Origin of the sequence: Actinoplanes sandaracinus, assembly GCF_030009775.1 — a bacterium.
Lineage (GTDB): Bacteria > Actinomycetota > Actinomycetes > Mycobacteriales > Micromonosporaceae > Actinoplanes > Actinoplanes sandaracinus.
The window spans coordinates 137,454-158,444 of record NZ_JASCTH010000027.1; the positions used below are offsets into that span (position 1 = coordinate 137,454).

19 protein-coding genes are annotated in these 20,991 nt (G+C 67.8%); 10 read left to right on the top strand and 9 right to left on the bottom strand.

What is annotated here, in order from left to right:
• The first annotated feature begins 330 nt into the window (after positions 1–330).
• Complete coding sequence (locus QLQ12_RS34770) at positions 331–2,361, top strand: galactose oxidase-like domain-containing protein (protein WP_282765026.1); 2,031 nt, start codon at positions 331–333, stop codon at positions 2,359–2,361.
• 16 nt (positions 2,362–2,377) lie between these two features.
• Complete coding sequence (locus tag QLQ12_RS34775; protein WP_282765027.1) at positions 2,378–3,541, top strand: HEAT repeat domain-containing protein; 1,164 nt, start codon at positions 2,378–2,380, stop codon at positions 3,539–3,541.
• 213 nt (positions 3,542–3,754) lie between these two features.
• On the opposite strand, the gene QLQ12_RS34780 is transcribed toward QLQ12_RS34775, so the two are convergent.
• The gene (locus QLQ12_RS34780; RefSeq protein WP_282765029.1) at positions 3,755–3,886 is read right to left on the bottom strand and encodes a hypothetical protein; all 132 of its coding nucleotides are present in this window, start codon (positions 3,884–3,886) and stop codon (positions 3,755–3,757) included.
• A 79-nt stretch (positions 3,887–3,965) separates the two neighbouring features.
• Here QLQ12_RS34780 and QLQ12_RS34785 point away from each other — a divergent pair, with 79 nt between their 5' ends.
• The 3 genes from QLQ12_RS34785 (at position 3,966) to QLQ12_RS34795 (ending at position 6,568) form a co-directional block, all read left to right on the top strand.
• On the top strand, positions 3,966–4,511 hold the full coding sequence (locus tag QLQ12_RS34785; RefSeq protein WP_282765030.1) for a hypothetical protein: 546 nt from the start codon (positions 3,966–3,968) through the stop codon (positions 4,509–4,511).
• A 165-nt stretch (positions 4,512–4,676) separates the two neighbouring features.
• Positions 4,677–4,922, top strand: a complete 246-nt coding sequence (locus QLQ12_RS34790) for a hypothetical protein (RefSeq protein WP_282765031.1) — start codon at positions 4,677–4,679, stop codon at positions 4,920–4,922.
• A 263-nt stretch (positions 4,923–5,185) separates the two neighbouring features.
• Entirely contained in the window at positions 5,186–6,568 is a 1,383-nt protein-coding gene (locus tag QLQ12_RS34795; protein ID WP_407651663.1) for an FAD-dependent monooxygenase, read from the top strand.
• Between the two features lie 125 nt (positions 6,569–6,693).
• On the opposite strand, the gene QLQ12_RS34800 is transcribed toward QLQ12_RS34795, so the two are convergent.
• Entirely contained in the window at positions 6,694–7,161 is a 468-nt protein-coding gene (locus tag QLQ12_RS34800) for a GNAT family N-acetyltransferase (protein WP_282765034.1), read from the bottom strand.
• Positions 7,162–7,267: 106 nt separating this feature from the next.
• On the bottom strand, positions 7,268–8,371 hold the full coding sequence (mraY, locus tag QLQ12_RS34805; RefSeq protein WP_282765035.1) for a phospho-N-acetylmuramoyl-pentapeptide-transferase: 1,104 nt from the start codon (positions 8,369–8,371) through the stop codon (positions 7,268–7,270).
• Between the two features lie 218 nt (positions 8,372–8,589).
• On the opposite strand from mraY, the gene QLQ12_RS34810 reads away from it, so the two are divergent.
• Positions 8,590–9,213 carry a transglycosylase domain-containing protein gene (locus QLQ12_RS34810; protein WP_282765036.1) on the top strand — a complete coding sequence of 208 codons (624 nt, stop codon included), beginning with the start codon at positions 8,590–8,592 and terminating at the stop codon, positions 9,211–9,213.
• Between the two features lie 167 nt (positions 9,214–9,380).
• Here QLQ12_RS34810 and QLQ12_RS34815 read toward each other — a convergent pair whose 3' ends face one another.
• Positions 9,381–10,958, bottom strand: a complete 1,578-nt coding sequence (locus QLQ12_RS34815; protein WP_282765038.1) for a hypothetical protein — start codon at positions 10,956–10,958, stop codon at positions 9,381–9,383.
• A 122-nt stretch (positions 10,959–11,080) separates the two neighbouring features.
• Here QLQ12_RS34815 and QLQ12_RS34820 point away from each other — a divergent pair, with 122 nt between their 5' ends.
• From QLQ12_RS34820 to QLQ12_RS34835, 4 genes are all read left to right on the top strand, one after another.
• Positions 11,081–11,581: a hypothetical protein gene (locus QLQ12_RS34820; RefSeq protein ID WP_282765039.1), complete on the top strand. Its 501-nt coding sequence runs from the start codon at positions 11,081–11,083 to the stop codon at positions 11,579–11,581.
• Between the two features lie 165 nt (positions 11,582–11,746).
• Complete coding sequence (locus QLQ12_RS34825; RefSeq protein ID WP_282765040.1) at positions 11,747–12,247, top strand: SigE family RNA polymerase sigma factor; 501 nt, start codon at positions 11,747–11,749, stop codon at positions 12,245–12,247.
• Between the two features lie 6 nt (positions 12,248–12,253).
• Positions 12,254–13,513: a hypothetical protein gene (locus tag QLQ12_RS34830; protein WP_282765041.1), complete on the top strand. Its 1,260-nt coding sequence runs from the start codon at positions 12,254–12,256 to the stop codon at positions 13,511–13,513.
• Positions 13,514–13,795: 282 nt separating this feature from the next.
• Entirely contained in the window at positions 13,796–14,977 is a 1,182-nt protein-coding gene (locus QLQ12_RS34835; RefSeq protein WP_282765042.1) for an acyltransferase family protein, read from the top strand.
• Between the two features lie 110 nt (positions 14,978–15,087).
• Here QLQ12_RS34835 and QLQ12_RS34840 read toward each other — a convergent pair whose 3' ends face one another.
• From QLQ12_RS34840 to QLQ12_RS34860, 5 genes are all read right to left on the bottom strand, one after another.
• Entirely contained in the window at positions 15,088–15,642 is a 555-nt protein-coding gene (locus tag QLQ12_RS34840; RefSeq protein ID WP_282765043.1) for an AAA family ATPase, read from the bottom strand.
• A 19-nt stretch (positions 15,643–15,661) separates the two neighbouring features.
• Complete coding sequence (locus tag QLQ12_RS34845; RefSeq protein WP_282765044.1) at positions 15,662–15,802, bottom strand: hypothetical protein; 141 nt, start codon at positions 15,800–15,802, stop codon at positions 15,662–15,664.
• 143 nt (positions 15,803–15,945) lie between these two features.
• Entirely contained in the window at positions 15,946–16,353 is a 408-nt protein-coding gene (locus tag QLQ12_RS34850) for a response regulator (RefSeq protein ID WP_282765045.1), read from the bottom strand.
• Between the two features lie 212 nt (positions 16,354–16,565).
• The gene (locus QLQ12_RS34855) at positions 16,566–17,849 is read right to left on the bottom strand and encodes a sensor histidine kinase (protein WP_282765046.1); all 1,284 of its coding nucleotides are present in this window, start codon (positions 17,847–17,849) and stop codon (positions 16,566–16,568) included.
• Between the two features lie 72 nt (positions 17,850–17,921).
• Positions 17,922–20,288: a sensor histidine kinase gene (locus QLQ12_RS34860; RefSeq protein WP_282765047.1), complete on the bottom strand. Its 2,367-nt coding sequence runs from the start codon at positions 20,286–20,288 to the stop codon at positions 17,922–17,924.
• Positions 20,289–20,991: the final 703 nt, after the last annotated feature.

The window sequence follows — 20,991 nt, forward strand, 5'->3', positions numbered from 1 at the left end:
GCACCCGGAGCCGTACGGCTGCCGGGAAAAGGCCTCGCGTGCCAATAGCAGACATTGATGCCCGCCTTATTTGGGGGTTAGGGTGACCCGACTGGACATGTAAGAAAGACGGCGCGTCACACGATCACGGGGGATAAGCCGTACCAGGCAGACCTGCCGCTTCACCTGGCGGTTCACGCATTTCTCGGGCGGGCCGGCCGCATTTTGGACGGGACGGAAACCTCGGCGCGCTGTCGCGGATACGACTTCTGCTGAAGATTCGGCGAAAGGACCGGCGTCATGCGGTTGCGTCGCGGCCTGATAGTTTCCTTCCTTTTCACGGCATCATTCATGATCGGCACTTCGGTGGAATCCCCGGGCGCCGCCGGCGCCCCGGAGAGCCACACCCTCATTCCGGAACACTCTTCCACCGACGACGAGCAGCACCGCGTCCAGGACCTGGTCGGCACCCCGATGCGGGTCATCGAGCAGAAGACCAAGGAGAACGCCGACCGGATCCAGCGCGACACCGGGCAGCGCCCCGGGACGGCACGGACCCGGGCGGCCGTCGCCGACCCCGGCGCCGCCGGATCGTGGAGCCCGGTCATCGACACGCCCGTCGTCCCGGTGTTCACCGCGGTGCTGCCCAACGGCAAGGTGCTGATCTGGGACTCCGTCGGCGACAAGGCCACCGAGACCTACCCGGAACACGACTTCACCCGGGCGATGGTCTTCAACCCGGCCGACGACACGTACAAACGCGTCGACCTGCAAGGCTCCAACATCTTCTGTGCCGGGTTCGCGCACCTGCCCAACGGCAACATCCTGGTCGCCGGCGGCAACGCCAACGCGCAGCTCGCCGGCACGGTTCGCACCTACGTCTTCCACTGGCAGACCGAGACGTGGACCCGCGGCAACGACATGGCCGGCGCCCGCTGGTACCCGTCGGTCGCGGAGACAGCCAACGGTGAAGAGGTCATCATCGGTGGCGGGCCGACGACCGCCGAGGTCTACCAGACCAACGGCGCCATCCGCGCCCTGCCGAACTTCACCAAGTACAGCGGGCGGATCTATCCGTTCATGGTGTCCCGGCCGGACGCCCAGCTCGGGGTCTTCGGCCCCGAGACGACCGGCTACACCGTCACCACCTCCGGTAACGGCGTCATCACCGGCACCGCGACCCGGGACGCCGTCAACCGCCAGTACGGCAGCTTCACCCCGTACGACATCGGAAAATCGCTGGTCGTCGGGGGCGGCGACATCACCGAAGGTGGTGTCACCCGGGTGCCCACCCGTACCGCCGTCGTCCTGAACAGCAACACCGGCCTCAACCCGGCGGTGACCGCGACCGGCTCGATGTCCACCGGCCGCCGCCAGCTCAACGCCACCGTCCTGGCCGACGGATCGGTCCTGGCCACCGGCGGCCTGAACCGGACCTCCACGTCCGGCCTGGTCGACCTGGCCAACGCGGTGACCACAGCGGAACGGTGGAACCCCGCCACCGGGCAGTGGACGGTGCTCGCCGCCGCGGCCCGGGTGCGGCAGTACCACTCGACGGCCGCGCTGCTGCCCGACGGGCGGGTGCTGACCGGCGGCGGCGGCATCTGCGGCGTCTGCATGAGCGTCGGCTACCTGGAGAAGAACATCGAGTATTTCACCCCGCCGTACCTGTACAAGAACGACGGCAGCGGCCAGCTCGCCGACCGGCCTGTCATCTCCGCCGCCCCGGACGGTGTCGGCATCGACGCCGTCTTCACCATCACCACCCCGCAGGCGGCCGACATCCGCAAGGTCGCCCTGGTCGGGCTCGGCGACGTCACCCACGGCGTCGACCAGGGCCAACGCTATGTGCCGCTGAAGTACACGGCCTCCGGCACGACCCTGACCGTCACCGGGCCCCCGGCCGGAGGCACCGCGCCCCCCGGCTACTACATGCTGTTCGTCGTCGACGCCGCCGGAGTCCCCTCGGTCGCCAAGATGGTCCAGGTCGCCAAAGGCCCGACTCCACTGATGAGCGCGATCAAGAACAGCACCGGCCGCTGCATCGACATCCCCAGCTCGTCCCTGGCCAGCCGCACCTACCTGCAGACGTACAACTGCAACAACTCCAAGGCCCAGGCCGTCACCAGATTGAGTGACAACACGCTGCGGGTCCTCGGCAACTGCATCGATGTGCCGAGCAGCAACTACGTCACCGGACAACGGATCTGGTCGTACGCCTGCAACGGCACCGGCGCGCAGACCTGGCAGTTCCGCGCCGACGGCACGATCCGCCCGGCCCGCAACACCGGCCTGTGCCTGGCCGCCGCCTCCAACGCCAACAACGCGCAGGTCTCGGTTGTCACCTGCACGCTGACCGCTTTACAGAAATGGACGTGGTAGTGGCATTGTCTAAGCCGTGATCGACACCCATGCAGCACTGGAAGCACTGATCCAGCACGCCTACCGGGAGGACTACAAGGCCGTCGGCGCGCTCGTCGACGGCCTTGCCGCCTCCCGCGACAGCACGCTGCTGCCCAAGCTGTACAAGGCGTTCGCCGACTTCCTCGACACCTCGCACCTCTACGGCTGCGAAGTGACCGCCCAGGTCCTCGCCGGGATCGCCGGCGTCACCGCGCTCCCGACGCTGCTGCTGGCCGCCGACCGCGAACTCGAAGACGGCGAACTCGACCTGTACAGCACGCTGCACGGCCTGCTCAACGACGACCAGGAAGCGGCCCGCCCGCTGGTGCTCGCCCTGGTCCGCAGCACCAGCACCGTGAAATGCCTCGCCGGGCTGCGCGGCATGCAGCAGGTGGCCCGCCCCGAGGACATCGAACTGCTCGCCGAAGTCGCCACCCGTCCCGACGCGCAGGTCCGCCAGCGGGCACTCGACGTGATCCCGCACCCCGCCGACAACGAGCGGGCCTTCCGCGTCCTGGCCACCGGCCTGCAGGACCCCGACGAGGAGGTCCGCCTGCTGGTGCTCACCCGGATCGCCGCCAACCCCCACCCGGCCGCGGTCGAGCCACTCGCCCTGCTGCACACCGACCCCAGCGCGGTCGTGCGCGCGAAAGCCGCCTACGCCCTCGGCCGGATCGCCACCCCCGAGGCGCTGCCCGCCCTGCGGCTGCTGCTGCAAGACCCCGACCAGCGGGTCCGCGACCAGGCCCGCGGCGCCGTCGGTCTGGTCGGCGGCAGCACCGCCGTCGACACCCTGCTCACCGAGGCCGCCGCCACCGAACCCCGGCGCCGGGCGTCGGCCGCGAAAGCCCTCGCCAAACTCGTCGACGACGACCCCCGCGCCGAAACCCAGTTCATGCAGCTCAGCCGGGACCCCGACGGCACCGTGCGGGCCGCGGTGCTCAGCGGTCTCGCCGACATCGGCGACCCGTCGGGCCGGTGGACACCCCTGGTGATCGCATTCGCCGACGACCCCGACGTCACCGTGCGCCACCGCGTCGCCGTCACCGCCCGGCACCTGCTGCCGGACGCCTGCGACCTGCTGGACCGCCTCGCCGCCGACCCGAAAGGCTTCGTCCGGGAAGCCGCCGAACTGGAACGCACCCGGGTCCGGCACTGACCGGCCCGCACCAGAGGCCGATCCCCGCTGTCGGCCCGGCCACGACCAACGACATTCACGGTACGAACGACGCCCGCCGGCTGGACCCCGCGCACCCGCACGGCCACCGCCGGCGCACACCGAACATGCGGTCAGCGACGCCGCCGAAGTGGGACACGGCCGGACACCACGGTGTCCGGATCCCGGCGACGCGCTGGCAGCCACCCGCCCCGGTCACCCGGCGGACGACGCCTCGATCGCCGTGTTGATCTCGACGATGCCGCGTTCGGTTCGCGCGAGCACCGATGCCGGCAGCCGCGGGTCCGACGAGTGCACGGATCCGCCGACGAGAGTGCGTCTGACCAAGGGGGAGAAGCCGCATTAGGTTCGGCTGAGAACACTTGGACTTCCGGTCATGAAGGGTGACATGGCGATAATGGGCTCCATGTGGAAGTTGCTGATGGCCCGGGTTGCCCTTTCGGAGAACGCGTCCATGGTCGAAGTCGTAAACGCTGTGCAGTCGATGCCGTATGGGCGCCCCGCCGAGCGCACTGCGCAAGGTGCGCTCGCCGAGTGGCGGGGCACATGTTCAACCAAGCATGCGCTGTTAGCGGCCGTTCTCGCGGAACAGTGGCCGGACACCGACCCGCAGTTGATCCATCGCGTTTACCGTTGCATGCCGCAAGACGCAGCCCTTAGCTTCGGCCCCCACGCAGCCAGGGCGGTGCCCGAAGGAGGCTTGTGGGACGTGCATCGGTACCTGTCCATCAAGGTTGGTGGGAGCCGGGCTGTCATCGACGTGACGTTTCCCACCGGCCCACGCTGGGACGGAGCCGGTTCAATGCCGGTCGCGTGCGGGCCAGGAGTCGATCACGCGGCCGGTCGCCACCCTGACACGGACAAACGCGCTCTGGAGGAGATGCATTGCGATCCCAGCGTTCGCGAGCCCTTCATCGCAGCACTCGGTACTCCGGTGAGCCACCACCATTGAGCGGAACGCCCAGATTCCCATCTCGACGATTTTCATAGAGCGTCCCGGGACGACCACGTCGCCCTCACCGCGATCATCGGGATCGGCCGCGCGGGGGAGTGCTCGCTGGCCGGAGAAGCGGGCAACCGTTTCCTCATCGAGCAGTGGGGCTGTCCGGCGATCGGCGTGTATTTCGCCGACTGTCCGTCGGCGGGCCACGACATGATCGCGTTCGACTACCGCGACTACGGGCCGGACGGCGAACCCCGCGTCGTCCACATCGACCAGAAAGCCGACTACCGGATCACCGTGCCGGCGCCGGATGTCGTGAGTCTCGTTCAGGCATTGCGGCCGGACAGCGACTACGACGACGACCGAGCGCGGCGGAAGGAACTGGACGAGATGACGCTCGGGCTTGTAACTTGCAGCTGACCGCGACACCGCCCGAGGAGGTGAGACCCATGAACGCTGTATCGATGTGGGTGCTCCCCCTGTGCGTCACGGTCGGGCGATCGATGTAGGTGTCGCCGGGAGCGCCTCGCCCAACAAGGCACTCCCGAAAGGCAACACCTATGCGTTCTCCGCATTTCACCGCCGACCGCGGCGTCCCCGGACTCCCGTCGCCGGTCTCCGGCGCCGATCGTGCGCCCCTGGAATTCGACGTGATCATCGCCGGGTGCGGGCCGACCGGCGCGATGCTGGCCGCCGAACTGCGGCTGCACGAGGTGCGAGTGCTCGTCCTGGAGAAGGAGACCGAGCCCGTGTCGTTCGCCCGCATCGTCGGTCTGCACATTCGCAGCATCGAGCTGATGGCGATGCGCGGGCTGCTCGAGCGCGTCCTCGAACACGGGAGACAGCGTCCGGCCGCCGGCTTCTACGCCGCCATCGACAAACCCGCGCCGCAGGGCCTGGACTCCGCGTACGCCTACCTGCTGGGCATCCCGCAGCCGGTCCTCGTCGACCTGCTCGAAGAGCATGCGATCGCGCTGGGGGCGCAGGTCCGGCGCGGTGCCGCGGTGGCCGAACTCGAACAGGACGACGACGGTGTGACCGTCGAACTCGCCGACGGGCACCAGTTGCGTACGCGCTATCTCGTCGGCTGTGACGGCGGGCGCAGCACGGTGCGCAAACTGCTCGGCGTCGGTTTCCCCGGCGAGCCTTCGCGCACCGAGACACTGATGGGCGAGATGGAAGTGGGGGTGCCGCCGGAGGAGATCGCCGCCAAGATGGCCGCATCCCGCGAGACCGACAAGCGATGGAACCTCAGGCCCACGGGCGGGGGACGCTACAGCGTCATCGTTCCCGCCGCGGGAGTCAGCGATCGTGCGCAACCGCCCACGATCGAGGATTTCCAGCAACAGTTGCGCGCCGTCGCCGGGACCGATTTCGGCGTACGATCCCCGCGCTGGTTGTCTCGTTTCGGTGATGCCACGCGGCTGGCCGACCGTTACCGGGTCGGGCGGGTCCTGCTGGCCGGCGATGCGGCACACATTCATCCGCCCATCGGCGGGCAGGGCCTCAACCTGGGTGTGCAGGACGCGGTCAACCTGGGCTGGAAACTGGCCGCACAGATCCGCGGCTGGGCACCGGAGACGCTGCTGGACACCTATCAGGCCGAACGTCACCCGGTCGCCGAGGACGTGCTGGACAACACCCGCGCCCAGATGGAGCTGCTGTCGACCGGACCGGGCCCGCGGGCGGTGCGCAGGCTGCTCACCGAGCTGATGGACTTCGACGACGTGAACCGCTATCTGATCGAGAAGATCACGGCGATCGGCATCCGGTACGACTTCGGCGCGGGCCCTGATCTGCTCGGCCGCCGCCTGCCCGACATCGACGTGAAGCGGGGCCGCCTCTACGGTCTGCTGCATCGCGGCCGTGGCCTGCTGGTGGACCGCACCGAACGCCTGAGCGCCGGTGGCCGGCCGGACCGGGTCGACTACCTCGCGGATCCCACGGCGGCACTGGATGTTCCGTGCGTGCTGCTACGCCCCGATGGCCACGTCGCCTGGATCGGCGACGATCAGCGGGACCTGGACGACCATCTCTCCCGCTGGTTCGGCGAGCCCGCCCACTGATCTCACCCGGGCGACGTCAGCCGGCTTCGTTGACGCAACGGTGACGCGTCATCCTGCCGGCAGCCGCCCGGCAGGATGACGCGGTGATCGTCACCGGCGCTTCTCAGCCGGTGACGCACCCTCTTCTATGCCTCGGGGGCCCAACTGAGCCGCTCAGGGTCGTGGCCCCAGCCGTTGCGCTCGTAGAACGGCACCGCCCGGGGGCTGGAATGCACCGTCACGTGCTCCAACTCCAGGCGGCGGGCCTCGTCCAGCACGGCCGCCATCAGCAGCGCGCCGACCCCGCGGTCACGCAACTCGGGGACGACGAAAACGGACTGCACGTCGCCGCCGCGCCGGGCGTACTTGTTCGCGGTGGGCACCCGATAGAGGACGGCCAGCCAAGCCATCCCGACGACCTCGCCGCCGGCCTCGGCCACGAACGCCCGGTGCTCCGGGTGGCCCCGCATCCAGTCACCCAGCGTCGCGACGAACTCGGCCAGGTTGTCTCCGTGGTAGCCGCGCTCCTGGGTGGCGCGCCGCCAGCGCAGCCCGGCAAGGGAGGGCGCATCCGCGTCGGAGGCCCGTCGCACCGTCACATCGATATCGACCATGCGACGATCATCCCGTTCGCGACGGATGAGGTGGCACCCCGGCGGGGAACCCCGCTGCCCCCGCGAATCACCGTCTGCGACGCGACCCGGACCGGTCGCGCGGCCTTTATCCCACGGCCGCCAGGAAATCCGAGTAGAACAGGCCCAGGCCGATCGCCACGCAGACACCGGCCACGGTCCAGAACCGCACCACGATGTTGACCTCGCTCCATCCGGCCAACTCGAAGTGATGGTGCAGCGGCACCATCCGGAAGACACGTCTGCCGGTGGTCTGGAACGAGACGATCTGGATCACCCAGGTGACCGTGATGATGAAGAAGAGGCCGCCGATCAGGATCGAGAGCAGCGTGGTGCGGGTGGCCACCGCGAGCCCGCCGATCAGGGCGCCGAGCCCGAGCGAGCCCACGTCACCCATGAAGATCCGCGCCGGGGAGGTGTTCCACCACAGGAAGCCCACGCAGGCGCCGGCCGCCGCCGCCGCGATCATGGCGATCTCCAGGGGGTCCCGGACCTGGTAGCAGTAGTCGTTCACGCGGACGTACGCGTCGTCGGCGCACCAGTGCCGGTACTGCCAGAATCCGATCAGCGCGTACGCGCCGAGCACCAGGATCGACGCGCCGGTGGCCAGGCCGTCGAGTCCGTCGGTGAGGTTCACGCCGTTCGACATCGCCGTGATCACGAAGACGAACACGATCACCGAGCCGACCTTGCCGACGTCCAGCCAGCTGATGTCCCGGATGAACGAGATGTGCTCGCTGGCCACGGTCTGGCCGTTGGTGCTGACCGTGTAGAGGGCGGCGATGCCGAACCCGGTGCCGACGATCGCCTGGCCGAGCAGCTTCCCTTTGGCGGACAGGCCGTCGGAGTTGCGCTTGCGGACCTTGAGGAAGTCGTCGACGAAGCCGACCGCGCCGCAGAAGACGAGAAGACCGAGCAGGACGAGGGCCGTCATGGTCGGCTTCTCCTGGGCGATCTGCCGCTCGGGCAGCGTGGTCAGCGCCAGGTGCCCGGCGACGTAGGCGACGAGGGTCGCCACGATGAACACCACGCCACCCATCGCGGGGGTGCCCTTCTTGCCCTCGTTCGAGGCCAGCCCGATGGAACGGATCGGCTGGCCGGCCTTGAGCGCGGTGAAGACCCGGATCGCCACCGGCGTGCCGAACAGGGAGATGATGAACGCGACCGCGGCCGCGACGATGACCGCCCTCACCGGCGAGCCTCCACGCGATGACGTGTCGACCTGCGCCGGCCATGCTGGTAGTCCTTCACGAGATCATTGATCACGGGACACGAGCTTGCCACACGCCGAGAGACTCTCCATCGTGGCCTTTTTCCGCGGACCGGGCGAAAGGACCACCCGCAAACGATCACCGAACGGGCAGCAGACCAGCGTGCTGCGGCACGTGGCAGTGCACTTATTGTGTGGCGATGACTCTCGCCGACATGGCACGGCCTGCCTCCGACCCCATTTCCACCCTGCCGTCACGGCGTCGCGGCCGACGGCTCGCCGTCGGCGTCTCGATCACCCTGCTGCTCGCGGCCGGCGGCACCGCCGCGTTCACCTACTACTACGACAGTGTGCCCCTGGTCGAGAGCACCGTCTCGTACCCTGTCGTCCCGGTGACGGAGCTGCCGCCTCCGGTGGCCAACGCCTTCATCGCCGCCGTCGACCCGGATTTCCACGCGTCCGGCGACTCGCTGATCACCCGGCGGTACACGGTGATCGCGTCCGGCGGCGGGGACGAGTCCGGCTGGCGGACTCGGATCATGGCGAACAAGGCCGAGGCCAGCTACACCAAGACGGAGATCCTGGATCGCTACCTCAACAGAGCCGACTACGGCCGCGGCGCGGTGGGCCTGGTCGCCGCCGCGCGCACGTACTTCCAGAAGCCGGCCGCGCAACTGACCGTCGCCGAGGCGGCGTTGCTCGCGGCGCAGCTGCACCCTGACCGGCCCGCGCCGAAGGACGGCTGGGAGCGCGTGCTCGACACCATGGTGGAGCACGGCTGGTTGAGCACGGCCGAACGGAGCGGGCTCACCTTCCCCGGCTGAAGCGCCCTCCGCGATGTCCCTTCGGGATAGCGGCGGGCCCGACCCGGCGCGGGGGGGGGGGGGGGGGGGGGGGGGGCGCGGGGGGGGGGCCCGGCGCCGGCGCGGGCCCCCCCCGGGCGGGGTGTCCCCGGGTCGCGGTGGGGGGGTCCTACCACCCGCGGATCTGGCTACGCCACCCAGGGACGGGGCTGGTTGACGATCTCGGCGCGCAGGAACACGTCGTACTTGCCCTCACCCTTACCGTCGATCCAGAACTTGTGCGTGTAGGGCTCGCTGGTGCCCGGCACGGTGCCCTGGACCGGCGGCGGGGCATAGCCGCGGGCGAACAGCGTCTCGCCGTGTTCGCCCACGTAATCGTCGGCCAGGCCCAGACCTTCGACCAGCCCGCCCGCGATCAGCGCGCCGATCGGACCGCCGGTCAGCATGCCGGCGATGGTGGCCGCCGGGGTGAGCCCGCTCCCCGGCGCGGCAGCGCTGGCCAGGTCGTAGATCGCGGCGCCCTGCGCGGCGGCCGCGGCGGCTTTCTGCATGGCCGCGTCCACCTTCTTGCGGGCCTCAGACGGTGAGCCTTCGTCGTTCTCCATCACCGCCACGTGCAGCACGCTGGTGACCACCGGCTGGTTGTCGGCCACCACGGCGGGCGTCACCCGGACGTCGTTCTTGTCCACGTCGCTGAACTTGAACATCGACGTGGCGGACCGGCCCAGCCCACCCCAGGAGACGATGAAGTACGGCTCGTCGCTGCCGGAGATCTCGGTGGACTCACCCCAGCACTTGAAGCCGACGAACCAGATCCGCAGATGCTGGTCGACGATGATCTCCGGCTCACCGGCCGCGGTGGTGGTGATGTGCCCGCCGGTCATCCGCCAGCGGCCCTGCCCGGCGGCGACGCTCACCGCCCCGGTCGGCAGGCCCAGCCGGCTGGTCACGCCGCCGGTCCGGTCGTACGCTTCGAGCGCCTTGCGGACCACGATGTCGCTGCGGTCCACGATCGGAGTCAGCGACTGGAGACGCCAGCCCTGGCCCCACAGCTCGTCGTAGCGCTTGCGGTACTGCTCGTACGTCGCCCCGTAGAGCTGGAACTCGCCGGTGGTGGCGGGACGCCAGACCGCGGTGTAGCGGGTGCGCCCGCCCACCACGTACGGCTGGAGCAGTTTCAAGCGCCAGCCCTGCTTCCACAGCTCGTCGTACTTGGCACGGTACGTCTCGTACGACACGTCGTAGATCTGGATCTCACCGTCGGTCGACGGCCGCCACACCGCGGTGTAGCGGACCTGATCGCCCGGCAGCACGAACGGCTGCAGCGCCTTGAGCCGCCAGCCCTGCTTCCACAACTCGTCGTACTTCTTGCGATAGTCGGCGTACGTCCACCCGTACACCTGGATCTCGCCCTCGGTCGACGGCTGCCAGGCGGCGGTGTAGCGAACCTGGCCGCCCACCACGTACGGCTGGAGCAGTTTCAGGCGCCAGCCCTGCTTCCACAGCTCGTCGTACTTGGCACGGTACGTCTCGTACGACACGTCGTAGATCTGGATCTCACCGTCGGTCGACGGCCGCCACACCGCGGTGTAGCGGACCTGATCGTCCGGCAGCACGAACGGCTGCAGCGCCTTGAGCCGCCAGCCCTGCTTCCACAACTCGTCGTACTTCTTGCGATAGTCGGCGTACGTCCACCCGTACACCTGGATCTCGCCCTCGGTCGACGGTCGCCAGACCGCCGAATACCGGATTTCGTCGTTCGCCATCTCGGTGTTCTCCCCCGAATGTGCCGGTGTCTTTGACGACCACAGGGCACCATCCGGGAGAGGTGGGCGGCCATACGCAGTTCTGCGCAAGCGGTGGCGAGCGGTGACTAGGTTGGTGGTCCATGTACATCCTGCTCGTCCTGATGGCGTGGGCTTGGCCATTGATCGCGGTGGTCGCCGCCGCGTTCGTCGTCTGGTGGCTGGTCCGCGTCGGCGGCGGGCAGGATGGGCAGGGAACTTCGGGGCCGTTGAGCCGGAGGGGATGGCTGCTGAGCGCGGGGACGGCATCGGCGGACGCCGCCTTCTACGGCTACGGGTTGGCCCAGACCACGTCGTTGTCGATGACCGATGCCGTGGCCCGATGCGCGATCGTACGGCCGGACCTCCATGGCGTCGACGGTCCTGCACACGTCGGCGGATCGGAGAGCCTGTGGCCGCTTCATGACACCACCTGCGGGCCGGAGCTGGTACCCGCATTCGTCAATCCGCTGGTGGCCGGGTTGGCGGTGCTGTGCGTAGCGTTCACGGCCCTGACGTCATGGGCGAAGATCAGTAGGGCGGCAAGGGCCTCTGCCGGCCACATTCTTGGACCTACGGCCTGGGCGAGCGGCAGCTTCGTATAGCTCTGATCTTTCGAGTGCGTCGCTCGCGACGATGCTGCCGTGTCGGCCAGCGGCGGCCGTTGAATGCGTGGCCCTGGCCTGGGTTCGTACCGATGTAATTTTGCCTGTCGAATTCGTGCAACAGTTCGTGCCCGTCGGGCGTGTTGGTACGACGGGAGGTGGGGAGTGGTCGAGGACTTCGGGTCGTTCGTCCGTGACCGGACGCCCGCGCTGCTGCGCTATGGCTTCGTCTTGTCGGGCAATCCCCATGATGCCGCTGACCTGGCGCAGGAGGCGCTGGTCCGGCTGGGCGAGCGGTGGGCGAGGGTCAGCGCGCAGGGCGATCCGGAGGGCTACGTTCGCACGACGATGGCGCGGTTGCACATCAGTTGGTGGCGTCGGCGTCGGCGGGAGCATCCGGTGCAGGTCTTGCCGGAGCAGAGTTACGTCGACGCTGGCATCGCCGAGGCCGAGGGTGATCTTGGTCTGTGGCGTGCGGTGACCGCCCTGCCGCCCCGGCAGCGGACGGTGCTCATGCTGCGCTACCACGAGCAGCTCAGCGACGAGGAGATCGCCCGATTGCTGGGGGTTTCCCGGGGGACGGTGCGCAGTCAGGCCGCTCGCGGCCTGGACAAGCTGCGCGACGTCGCCGAGTCGCGGGTTGAAGTACGAGTCAACGGGAGGTAGCGGCGCATGCGTAGGAACTTGGAGGACGATCTGGCCCGTACGTTCCGGGCTGCCGGCATGGCCGCTCCGGACTCCGGGCCGGGCTTTTCGGCGGCGCTGGCCGCCCGCCGGCGCCGACGGGCCCGAACCAGGATGGCCGGAATGGCCGGCGCGTTCGCGGCGGTGGTCGCGGTTGCGGCCGGAGTGGCCGTCTTCAGCCCACCCGTCACCCGACAGCCGGACCTGGCGCAGCCACTCGATCCGGCGCCGCTGCCGACCGGATCATTGCCCACCGTCGACTTGTCCGCGACCAAGCCGTACCGCGACCTGTGGCCGGACGCGCACGTCGAGCTGCCACTACGGTTGCCGGACGGGCGGCGTTACTCGGTCAAGGCGGCATTGGGTGGCGACGCGTACCTCGTAGTGCCATGGGACGAGCGGAGGAATTTCCTGCCGGTGGTGCTCAACGCCCGGACCGGTGCCGCGCGGGAGCTGGGAACGGTTCCGACGTCCGGCTATACCGCGTACGACCAGGTCAAACTGACCGAGCACTACATCGTGTGGGTGGTGGCGGCGCAGGAAGAGGACAATGCCAAGTATCAGGAGGTGTGGAGCGCGCCCAGGGATGGCGGCGCGGCCGTGCGCCGGGCGAGGTTCGGCCCGGACGCCATGACGGTGTCGGTCGCCGAGGTCGGCGGGGTCTTCTACGCCAGTACCGAGCCCTCTACGGGGGGCGGGGCGGTCTACCGGATCCCGGATGGCGGCGAACCGCAACAGGTGGCCGGCAGTGACGGGTACGTCCTGCGGGACGGGCCGTGGGCAGTGCGCAGGCCGGTGAGGTCGGCGCAAGTGAAGCCGTCGGATGCGGCAGCGGCTCCGGTGGAGGCTCTCCAGTTCTGGAACGTGGCCACCGGTGAGCGCCGCACACCGCGCACCCTGGACGGGGTCACCATGATCGACTGCAATCCGCGCGTTTGCGTCGGGCGGGCCGCAGGGAGCCTGGTGAGCTATGGCATCGACGGCAGTCGACCGCTGCGGACGACCGGCGACGCAGTGGACCCAGCCGACATGGACACGTGCGACTCGTGCCCGCGAGGAATCACCGTGTTCTACGACAGCTTCGGCCGATTCATCCAGCTCCAGCTCAAGTCCGGCGTCTACCTGTGGGACCGGAAGACCAACACCGTCGGTACGCAGCAGAGCGGGTCCTCCGGGGACGGGGATGTGATCGACGTGGGTCAACCCGGCGGCAAGCAGCACCTACTCCTTCTCGGTCGGATCCGCTGAGCCCAGCACGCACAGCGTGAGTACCGGATAGATCCCGCAACGCCGCCACGGCACCCGCCTGGGATGGACTCATCGATGCACCGGGTGCTGCATCTTGTGCTGCATTCCCGCGAGTTCTGAGAAATTTAATCGTCGCATTCCTAGTATGCGGCGAGATCCAAACAGCAATTCGACTCCGGCGAGGAATGTATGCCAATTCATAGACCCTCGTCTATCTCATTAGTGGTGGCGCGGCCCGTTTCCGCATCCGACGGTGACAGCCTGCGCCGCAGGTTAGCGGGGTTGGACGCGCTTCGCGGCCTTGCCGCCCTGTACGTGGTGGTGAGCCATTGTCGGTTGCTGACATTTCCTGGCTATCCGGCCAACACCGGACCTGGATGGCACAACTGGCTGCTGCACGGCCGTCTCGCGGTGGTCCTATTCATCACCCTGTCAGGGTTCTCCCTGGCCATCGCACCGGCCCGTGACGGATGGCACCTGCGCGGCGCGCTGCGGTTCTCCCGGCGCCGCGCGTGGCGAATTCTTCCCCCATACTGGGCGGCCCTTGTCTTCAGCCTCGCGATCGCCGCGACGGTGACACCCTTGCCGCTCTCCGACCTGCCAACCGCCCGCTCGGTCGTCGTCTATGGCCTGCTGATGCAGGACTTCGTCGTCGCTCCGGTGCCCAACGGCGCCTTCTGGTCAATCGCGGTAGAGGCAGGACTGTACTTCGCATTCCCACTCCTGCTGCTGATGCGCCGCCGAGCGGGAGCAACGGCGACGCTCGCCGCCGTCACCGTTCCGGTGATCGCGGCCGGCCTGCTACACCCCGGCCTGTCCGCAGCGCACAAATCGACGGGTTTCACCCTGGAACTCGCGCCGCTGTTCACCCTCGGCCTGATCACCGCCGGGATCCTCACCGCCAACGACCGCATCCGCCGTTGGCCGTGGCATTGGCTCGCCGCGCTCGCCGCCACACCGGTGATAATGCTGATAAACGTCAAAGGCTCCGTCTGGACGGTAAACCACTACTACTGGATCGACCTCGCGATCGGCCCCGCGATAGCCATGCTGCTAGCCGCCGTGGCCAGCCAGCGATCGTCGGGGCTGATGCGGCTCCTGGACAACCGTCTCATGCGAAGCCTCGGCAAAATCTCCTTCAGCCTCTACCTGATCCACCTTCCGATCGTCTCGATAATCAGCCGCAGGCTTGTGGCGCCACACGTCCCATCCGGCATGCCGGCCTTCTGGACCACACTGATACTCGCGGTGCCAGCGACCGTAGTGACAGCCTGGTGCTTCGCGGCCATCTTCGAAGGACCGTTCCAGCAGCACCGCACCGTGGCCTCGTTGAAGGCAGCCACGTGTATCCGCTGGGAACGGTGTCGCCGAGAGATTCACCTCCGACACCAAGAGCTGAGCGCGCGGTACCTCATTCCGCGTGCGCCTCGAGCCAGGCGGCGTGCAGGCGGGCGGGCGGAGTGATCAGCTCAGGCAAGCGGCGACGATAACCATCCCGGCGGTCGGCATCAATCGGCCTGGAAGATTCCGAATGAATCTTGCTGAGCGGCTGCTCGCCGGACCGTGACACGTGACTATCGGCCCGCCTGGACGAAGTTAGCGATTTCGTCGAGGCTGGGGCGGTATTCGTCGCTGGTGTCGACATCGATCTCGGGGACGTCGAGCTGGACGCGGTGAAAACCGTGGTGTTCTGCCGCATGCGTTTGCTCGGTGAGGATGTGCGTGTCGGCGTGTGCGCGGCGTGTGCTGTTCTCGCCCTGGCGGCGCTGCATGCGGGTCCTCGCGATTTCCGCCGGGACCTGACAGTGGACGACCCGGATGTCGGCGATTTCGTGCAGGTGTTGCAGATGCGGGCGCCAGAGCCGGTCCTGGAAGGCTGCTTCGGCCACCGTGGTGACGCCCGCGTTCAGGAGTAGCTCGAGCACCTGGAAGAACGTCGGTAACGTACGCATGGTGAGTTCGTCGCTGGGAGCGGCGACGAAGTCGCCAATGGTGTGGACCATTCCCTCCTTGATCTCATCCCGGCAGATCGCTGGACAGCCGATCTTTCGGGCGAGTCGATGGGCCAGGGTGGTCTTGCCTGCGCCGGGCGGGCCGCTGACGACGACGAGGACGGGTTTTCTGCTCACTACGTCGTTATAGCGGTGCTCACGACATGGCGACGCGTGGCGTCGCGGGCATGCTCGACGTTGCGCTGTCGCCGTCGACGTACTCGTACAGCAGGACGGAGACGGCGGCGATACCGACCAGCGAGGTGTCGGCCTGGTCGCTGCCCAGCAGCGAGCGCACCGCGCCGACAGTGACCGCGACGACGCCCTCCAGCAGGTTGTAGCGGCCGTTGGGACCGGCATCGAAACGGGGAGTGGCGCTGAGGGTGATCTCGGGTAGGCGATCCTGTGCCGGTTGAATTCCGTCCCTGATGAGCAGGCGATCTATGCCGTTGCTGCGCGGTTAGTAAGGTGTTTGACAGCGAGGTTGACGAGTTGATGCGGGTCGTATGGCTTGCTGACGAAGTCGTCGCAGCCCTGGGCCAGTATCCTGTCGCGCTCAGCCGGGATTGCTGATGCGGTGACCGCGATAACGATCGGTCGGTGCGGGTTGGTGCTTCTGGTGATTTCTTGTGCCAGGTCGAGGCCCGTGCCGTCGGGCAGTTCTAGGTCCAGCAGGATCAGGTCGTACGGTTCGCTGGTCAACTCGGCGCGTGCGGAGGCCAGGTCTCTCACGGCGACGACGGTGGCAGCTGCTGCTATCGGGTTGCGGGAACGTGTGATCATCATGCGAACCATGTCGGCGTCGTGGTCCTCGACGATCAGGATCCGGTGGCGGTGTGCTACGTCCATCCGCGTCGTCCCTCTCATACGCCGTGGTAATGCCTTGGCCGGGCAGTCCGGTAGCCGGCACTGGGTCGGTGTACCGGTCTCGTAGGGGCTTACCGAACTGCTGCTGTAGGCCTCAAGCCCAGACTAAGCGGTGATCAGACTGCGACCCCGGGCATTGCGGTGGTGCGAATGGCTCTCCGAAGCTGCTGCGAATCATGTGGTTGGTGCGCGTTTCAGTGGTGGTGTGGTATCTGGGATGCTGCCGTTTCGGGATTGGTCGCCGCGGGGTCGGTCGTGGGCAGGAAGACGGTGAAGGCGGCTCCCTGACCGGGGGTGGACTCGAGTTCTATGTGTCCGCCGTGGGCCTGGGTCAAGCGTCGCGCCAGTGCGAGGCCGAGCCCGGTGCCGGGGGTTGAGCTGTGGCTGCTGCCGCTCTGCTCGAAGTCCTCAAAAATCCGTCGTTGGTCGGCGGGGTCGATACCGGGTCCGGTGTCGGTGACGGTCAGCGCGTTGTGGGGGCCGGCGCGCTGGGCGCTCACGGTGACCCGGCCGGATGCGGGCGTGAACTTGAGGGCGTTAGACAGCAGGTTGGTCAGGATTTGATACACGTGCACCGGATCAGCGTCGACGTGCAGGTCCGCGACGGTCGTGACGAGTTCGATGTCCTTCTCGCGGGCCAGCGACGCCAGTGAGCTGCTCACTTCGGCGGACACGTCGCGCAGGGACACCGGTTGGCGGTGTAGTGGCATTTTTCCGGCTTCGATTTTCGCCAGGTCGAGGACGTTGTTGATCATGGCGAGTAGGTGCTTGCTGTTGGATTCGATACGTCGTGTCCAGTCGATCGGCACGGTGACGTGGCCGTCGGTCTCGGATTCGGCTGCCATCAGAGCGTTGAAGCCGATGATCGCGTTCAGCGGGGTTCGCAGCTCGTGGCTCATGTGGGCCAGCCGGGCTGATAGGTGCAGTACCTCAGTGCGCGCGACGCTCAGCTGCCGGGTCAGTCGCCGGATGCAGTAGCCAGTCACCGTGACCGTCACCAGCCACATCAGCGGCATGGTGATGCCGTCCCAGCCGAGAGTGACGGCCTGCCAGCCGAGGATGACACTCGGCCCGGCCAGCAGAACGGGTAGCACCACCATCGTCTGCCGCACTGGTAGCACGGCGCAGACCAAGGGCAATCGCATCACCGAGTGCAGGATGAAGGACTCTCGGGCGAATTGGATCGGGATCGTAGCGAACACGGCCTTGAGCAGAAGGATGTCCATCAGCAGCAGGGCCGCGATGGTCCACGGATGCCGCGCCCGGCCTCGTGTCGCGACCAGCCAGATTATGGCCAGGACCCGGGCGATCAGCGCCGCGGTTTCGATGATGTAGTAGGACCGGGCGACGTTCGGATGAAGCAGTATCGCTGTGACGCCTGTGACGATCATGACCGCGAACACGAGCACAAGCAGGTGCTCAGCGGTCGCCGGCCTCTCCCACGCGGTAAGCCGATCGCCGGGGTCGGATACACGCACCGCTGAAGCTCCTTCGTGAAGGCAACGACGTGGCCCAGGCACGCCGCGACGGGACCTGCCTGACCAGAAGGCTTAGGGGTGTTGGGGTAGCCGTACGGTGATGCTGGTACCGGGGTGATGGCCGGGGTCGTGGAGGACCACGCCGCCGTGCGCCTGTGCGAGGGTGCGCACGAGGGCCAGGCCAAGTCCGGTGCCGCCGATGCTGCTGTGGCGGGCGTTGCTGCCGCGGTGGAAACGGGCGAACAACCGGTCTTGGTCGGCTCTGGGAATGCCGATGCCGGGGTCAGTGACGACGACTTCGACAACGCCGTCGCCGGCGTGGGCGCTGATGTGGATGTCGCCGCCGGCAGGGCTGTACTTGACGGCATTCGACAGCAGTTCGTCGATGATCTGGCGCAGCCGGTGCGGGTCGGCGTGCACGATCAGCGTCGGAGGCAGGGTGGTGTGGATCCGCAGCGTCTCGGGTTGCGGTACGGCGGCGACCGCGGCGGTGACGATGGGGACCAGATCTACCGCGGTCAGGTGCAGGGTGATGTGCCCGGATTCCAGGCCGGCCAGCTCCAGCAGCCGGTCGATGATGGCCTGCAGCTGGGCGGTGTTACGGCCGATCGCTTCCACCATGGGCCGCAACTCGGGATCGTCGACCTCGTCGGAGAGCAGGGTGCTGTAGCTGAGGATGGAGGTCAGCGGGGTACGCATCTCGTGGCCGATCAGGCTCAGGAAGTCGTCCTTGGCATAGGCCAGCTGCAGGTCGGACTCGGTGGCGCGGCGGTCGGCGAGGAAGTGGGCGAGCTGGCCGGCGACATCATCGAGCAGCCCGGTGATGAGAAATTCGTCGGACTCGGCGGTGGCGCACAACCCGGCCAAGACGCCCAGGACGGTGTCGCCGTTGTGAATCGCGACGATCAGGCCGGCATGCAGACCCCGTGCGGAGGCAGCGTGGCCGAACGTCCGGGTCTCGGACGCCACGGAGAACGCGGGGTCGCCCAGATCACGTAGCCACAGCGGCTGCCCGATCTGTCTGACATGGCCGAGGCCAGCGTCGCCGCGTGCGATGACCTGCGGTACCAGGCCGTCTAGGTCGACGCCCGGGGCGCTCCAGGAGGCGACCATGCGCAGCACGTCAGCGACCTCGTCGACCAGCAGCAACGCCAGATAATGCCATTCCAAGGCTTGCCCGGCCGCCTCCAATACTGCTGGTGCGGCCTGTGTGACGGTGTCGCATCGGCTGAGGATCTGGGCCACCGCGACGCCGCAGTCACGGAAACGTTGGCCACGCCGACGTGTGGTGACGTCCTGGATGGTGGAGACGGCGCCGAGCAAGTCGCCGTCGGCGTTGCGGATGGGCTCGGCGTTGATCAGCAGGTAGCGGTCCGGGATACCAGGGGAGTGCAGCAGCGCTTCGACGTCACGCACGCCATGCCCGCGCAGCGCTCGTACAGCGGCGAGGTCGTCAGTGGTGTACGGGCGGCCGTCGCAGTGGCGTAATTGCAGATGGGCGGCGGTCAGCGCGTCAGCGGGGCCGAGTTCCTCGGACAGCCGGTAGAAGCGGCGCAGCGTGCGGTTGAACATCACCGGTCGGGCCGCGGCGTCGACCGCGAACACACCCACCTGCAGGCTGTCCAGCAGCGCGGTGATGAACGCCTGCCGCACCTCGGCATGGGCGATCGCGCTCAGCGTGGCCGGTGCTCCGCCGTCCTGCACCAGCGCGACAGTGGTGTCATCGTGGGCCTCGCGCAGAACGGTCATCGCCGTGCCCGGGTCGACGCCAGCCGGCACCGGACCGCACAGGTCAGTGATCTCCACCAGCGTGGACAGGCCGTCGTCGGTCCAGACCCGCGGCACGATGTCGGCGACGATCAGCGCGCCGACCGGCCGGTCACCCACGTCACGCAGCGGCAGCCCAGCAAACGAACGCACCCCGAACCGGCTCACCCACGGATGCGTGGCGAAGTCGGCATCGGCCGGCATGTCACCGACCGCCAGCATCGCATCCGCGCTGACCACATACGCGCACACGGAATTCTCTCGATCGGTGCGCCGGGCCGCCGCCAACGGGGCCGGCATACCGAACATTCCGAGGAACTCCTCCTCGTGCGCGCCGACCACCGCCACCACCGCCATCGGCGCGCGCAGCATCCGCGCCGCCATCCGCGCCACCGCATCCAACGACAACGGCAGCACCGGCAACACCCCACGCGCCCGCACTGCCGCTTGCACCCGCGCCGCGGATTCCAGCACCGCAGCATCGATGCACGCCATGACAACCCACCCCACCGTCCGAAACCGGCAAAACCACTTAACGGCCACAGAGCCGACACGCTGGCAAGCCCACGCCGGCACGCGTGTCCCCCATAAGCCTGAGCGCCAAAAGAGGACCTCACCTGGCCGACGCCGAAACTGCTCGGCGACGCCCGCGAACCTCCCTCCGGGAAGCACTGACGGGTCTTATGAACGGTCGTTTCTGCGAGACGCCTCGTCCTTCAGGGCCGCCCCTCCCGCACAGGTGAGGACCAGGTCAACACGCCGGTGGTTCCGGGCGAGGCCGGCGGTCGAACCAGGCGCGGGTCCGGCGCAGGACGTCGAGTTGGTACCGCGTTTGTGCCCACGGCTCGAATCAGGAGCTTACGAGCGCCCCGCATCGACTACGCCCAGGAGAGGGCTACCTCGACGTACTTGGACATCAGCTCTCCGCCAGATCGACCGACAGATGCCCTGAGAATCCGCCAGGCCAGCCGAGAACTGACAGCCCCTGCGGAGCGGGTGTGCTGCGGAGGGCCGCCCGCCGAATTACTGTATTACCGATAATGGCAATCCAATAATCAATCCAGAGCTCAAAACGGACAAAACGCCGCTACACCATAATGTCAGTTCTGTTGTAACCGAATGGAGGTCGTAGCGGCCGAGCCGTTGTAGTTGTCGACTGCCGTTAAGCGACACCAGGTCGTCATGGTTTGGGCCACCGGATGTCGGTAGGTACGCCACCAAACGTCAATGATTGCGCCATCGGGTGTCAGAGGGCGGTAGGAAAGATTAGGTCCGTTTCGTGGCGAGAGTGAATATTCCGGGTTCGTTCTCGATCAGGATTCCGCGGCTGACCATGCGTTTGAGTCGTGCCCGGGCACCTTCGACGTGCTTGGGG

Bases quoted from the DNA above. Each gene is read 5' to 3' on its own strand.
- QLQ12_RS34850 (WP_282765045.1), bottom strand. From the start codon at position 16,353: ATGGACGTAGCACACCGCCACCGGATCCTGATCGTCGAGGACCACGAC.
- QLQ12_RS34795 (WP_407651663.1), top strand. From the start codon at position 5,186: ATGCTGGCCGCCGAACTGCGGCTGCACGAGGTGCGAGTGCTCGTCCTG.
- QLQ12_RS34830 (WP_282765041.1), top strand. From the start codon at position 12,254: ATGCGTAGGAACTTGGAGGACGATCTGGCCCGTACGTTCCGGGCTGCC.
- QLQ12_RS34815 (WP_282765038.1), bottom strand. From the start codon at position 10,958: ATGGCGAACGACGAAATCCGGTATTCGGCGGTCTGGCGACCGTCGACC.
- QLQ12_RS34820 (WP_282765039.1), top strand. From the start codon at position 11,081: ATGTACATCCTGCTCGTCCTGATGGCGTGGGCTTGGCCATTGATCGCG.
- QLQ12_RS34770 (WP_282765026.1), top strand. From the start codon at position 331: ATGATCGGCACTTCGGTGGAATCCCCGGGCGCCGCCGGCGCCCCGGAG.
- QLQ12_RS34785 (WP_282765030.1), top strand. From the start codon at position 3,966: ATGTGGAAGTTGCTGATGGCCCGGGTTGCCCTTTCGGAGAACGCGTCC.
- QLQ12_RS34800 (WP_282765034.1), bottom strand. From the start codon at position 7,161: ATGGTCGATATCGATGTGACGGTGCGACGGGCCTCCGACGCGGATGCG.
- QLQ12_RS34810 (WP_282765036.1), top strand. From the start codon at position 8,590: ATGACTCTCGCCGACATGGCACGGCCTGCCTCCGACCCCATTTCCACC.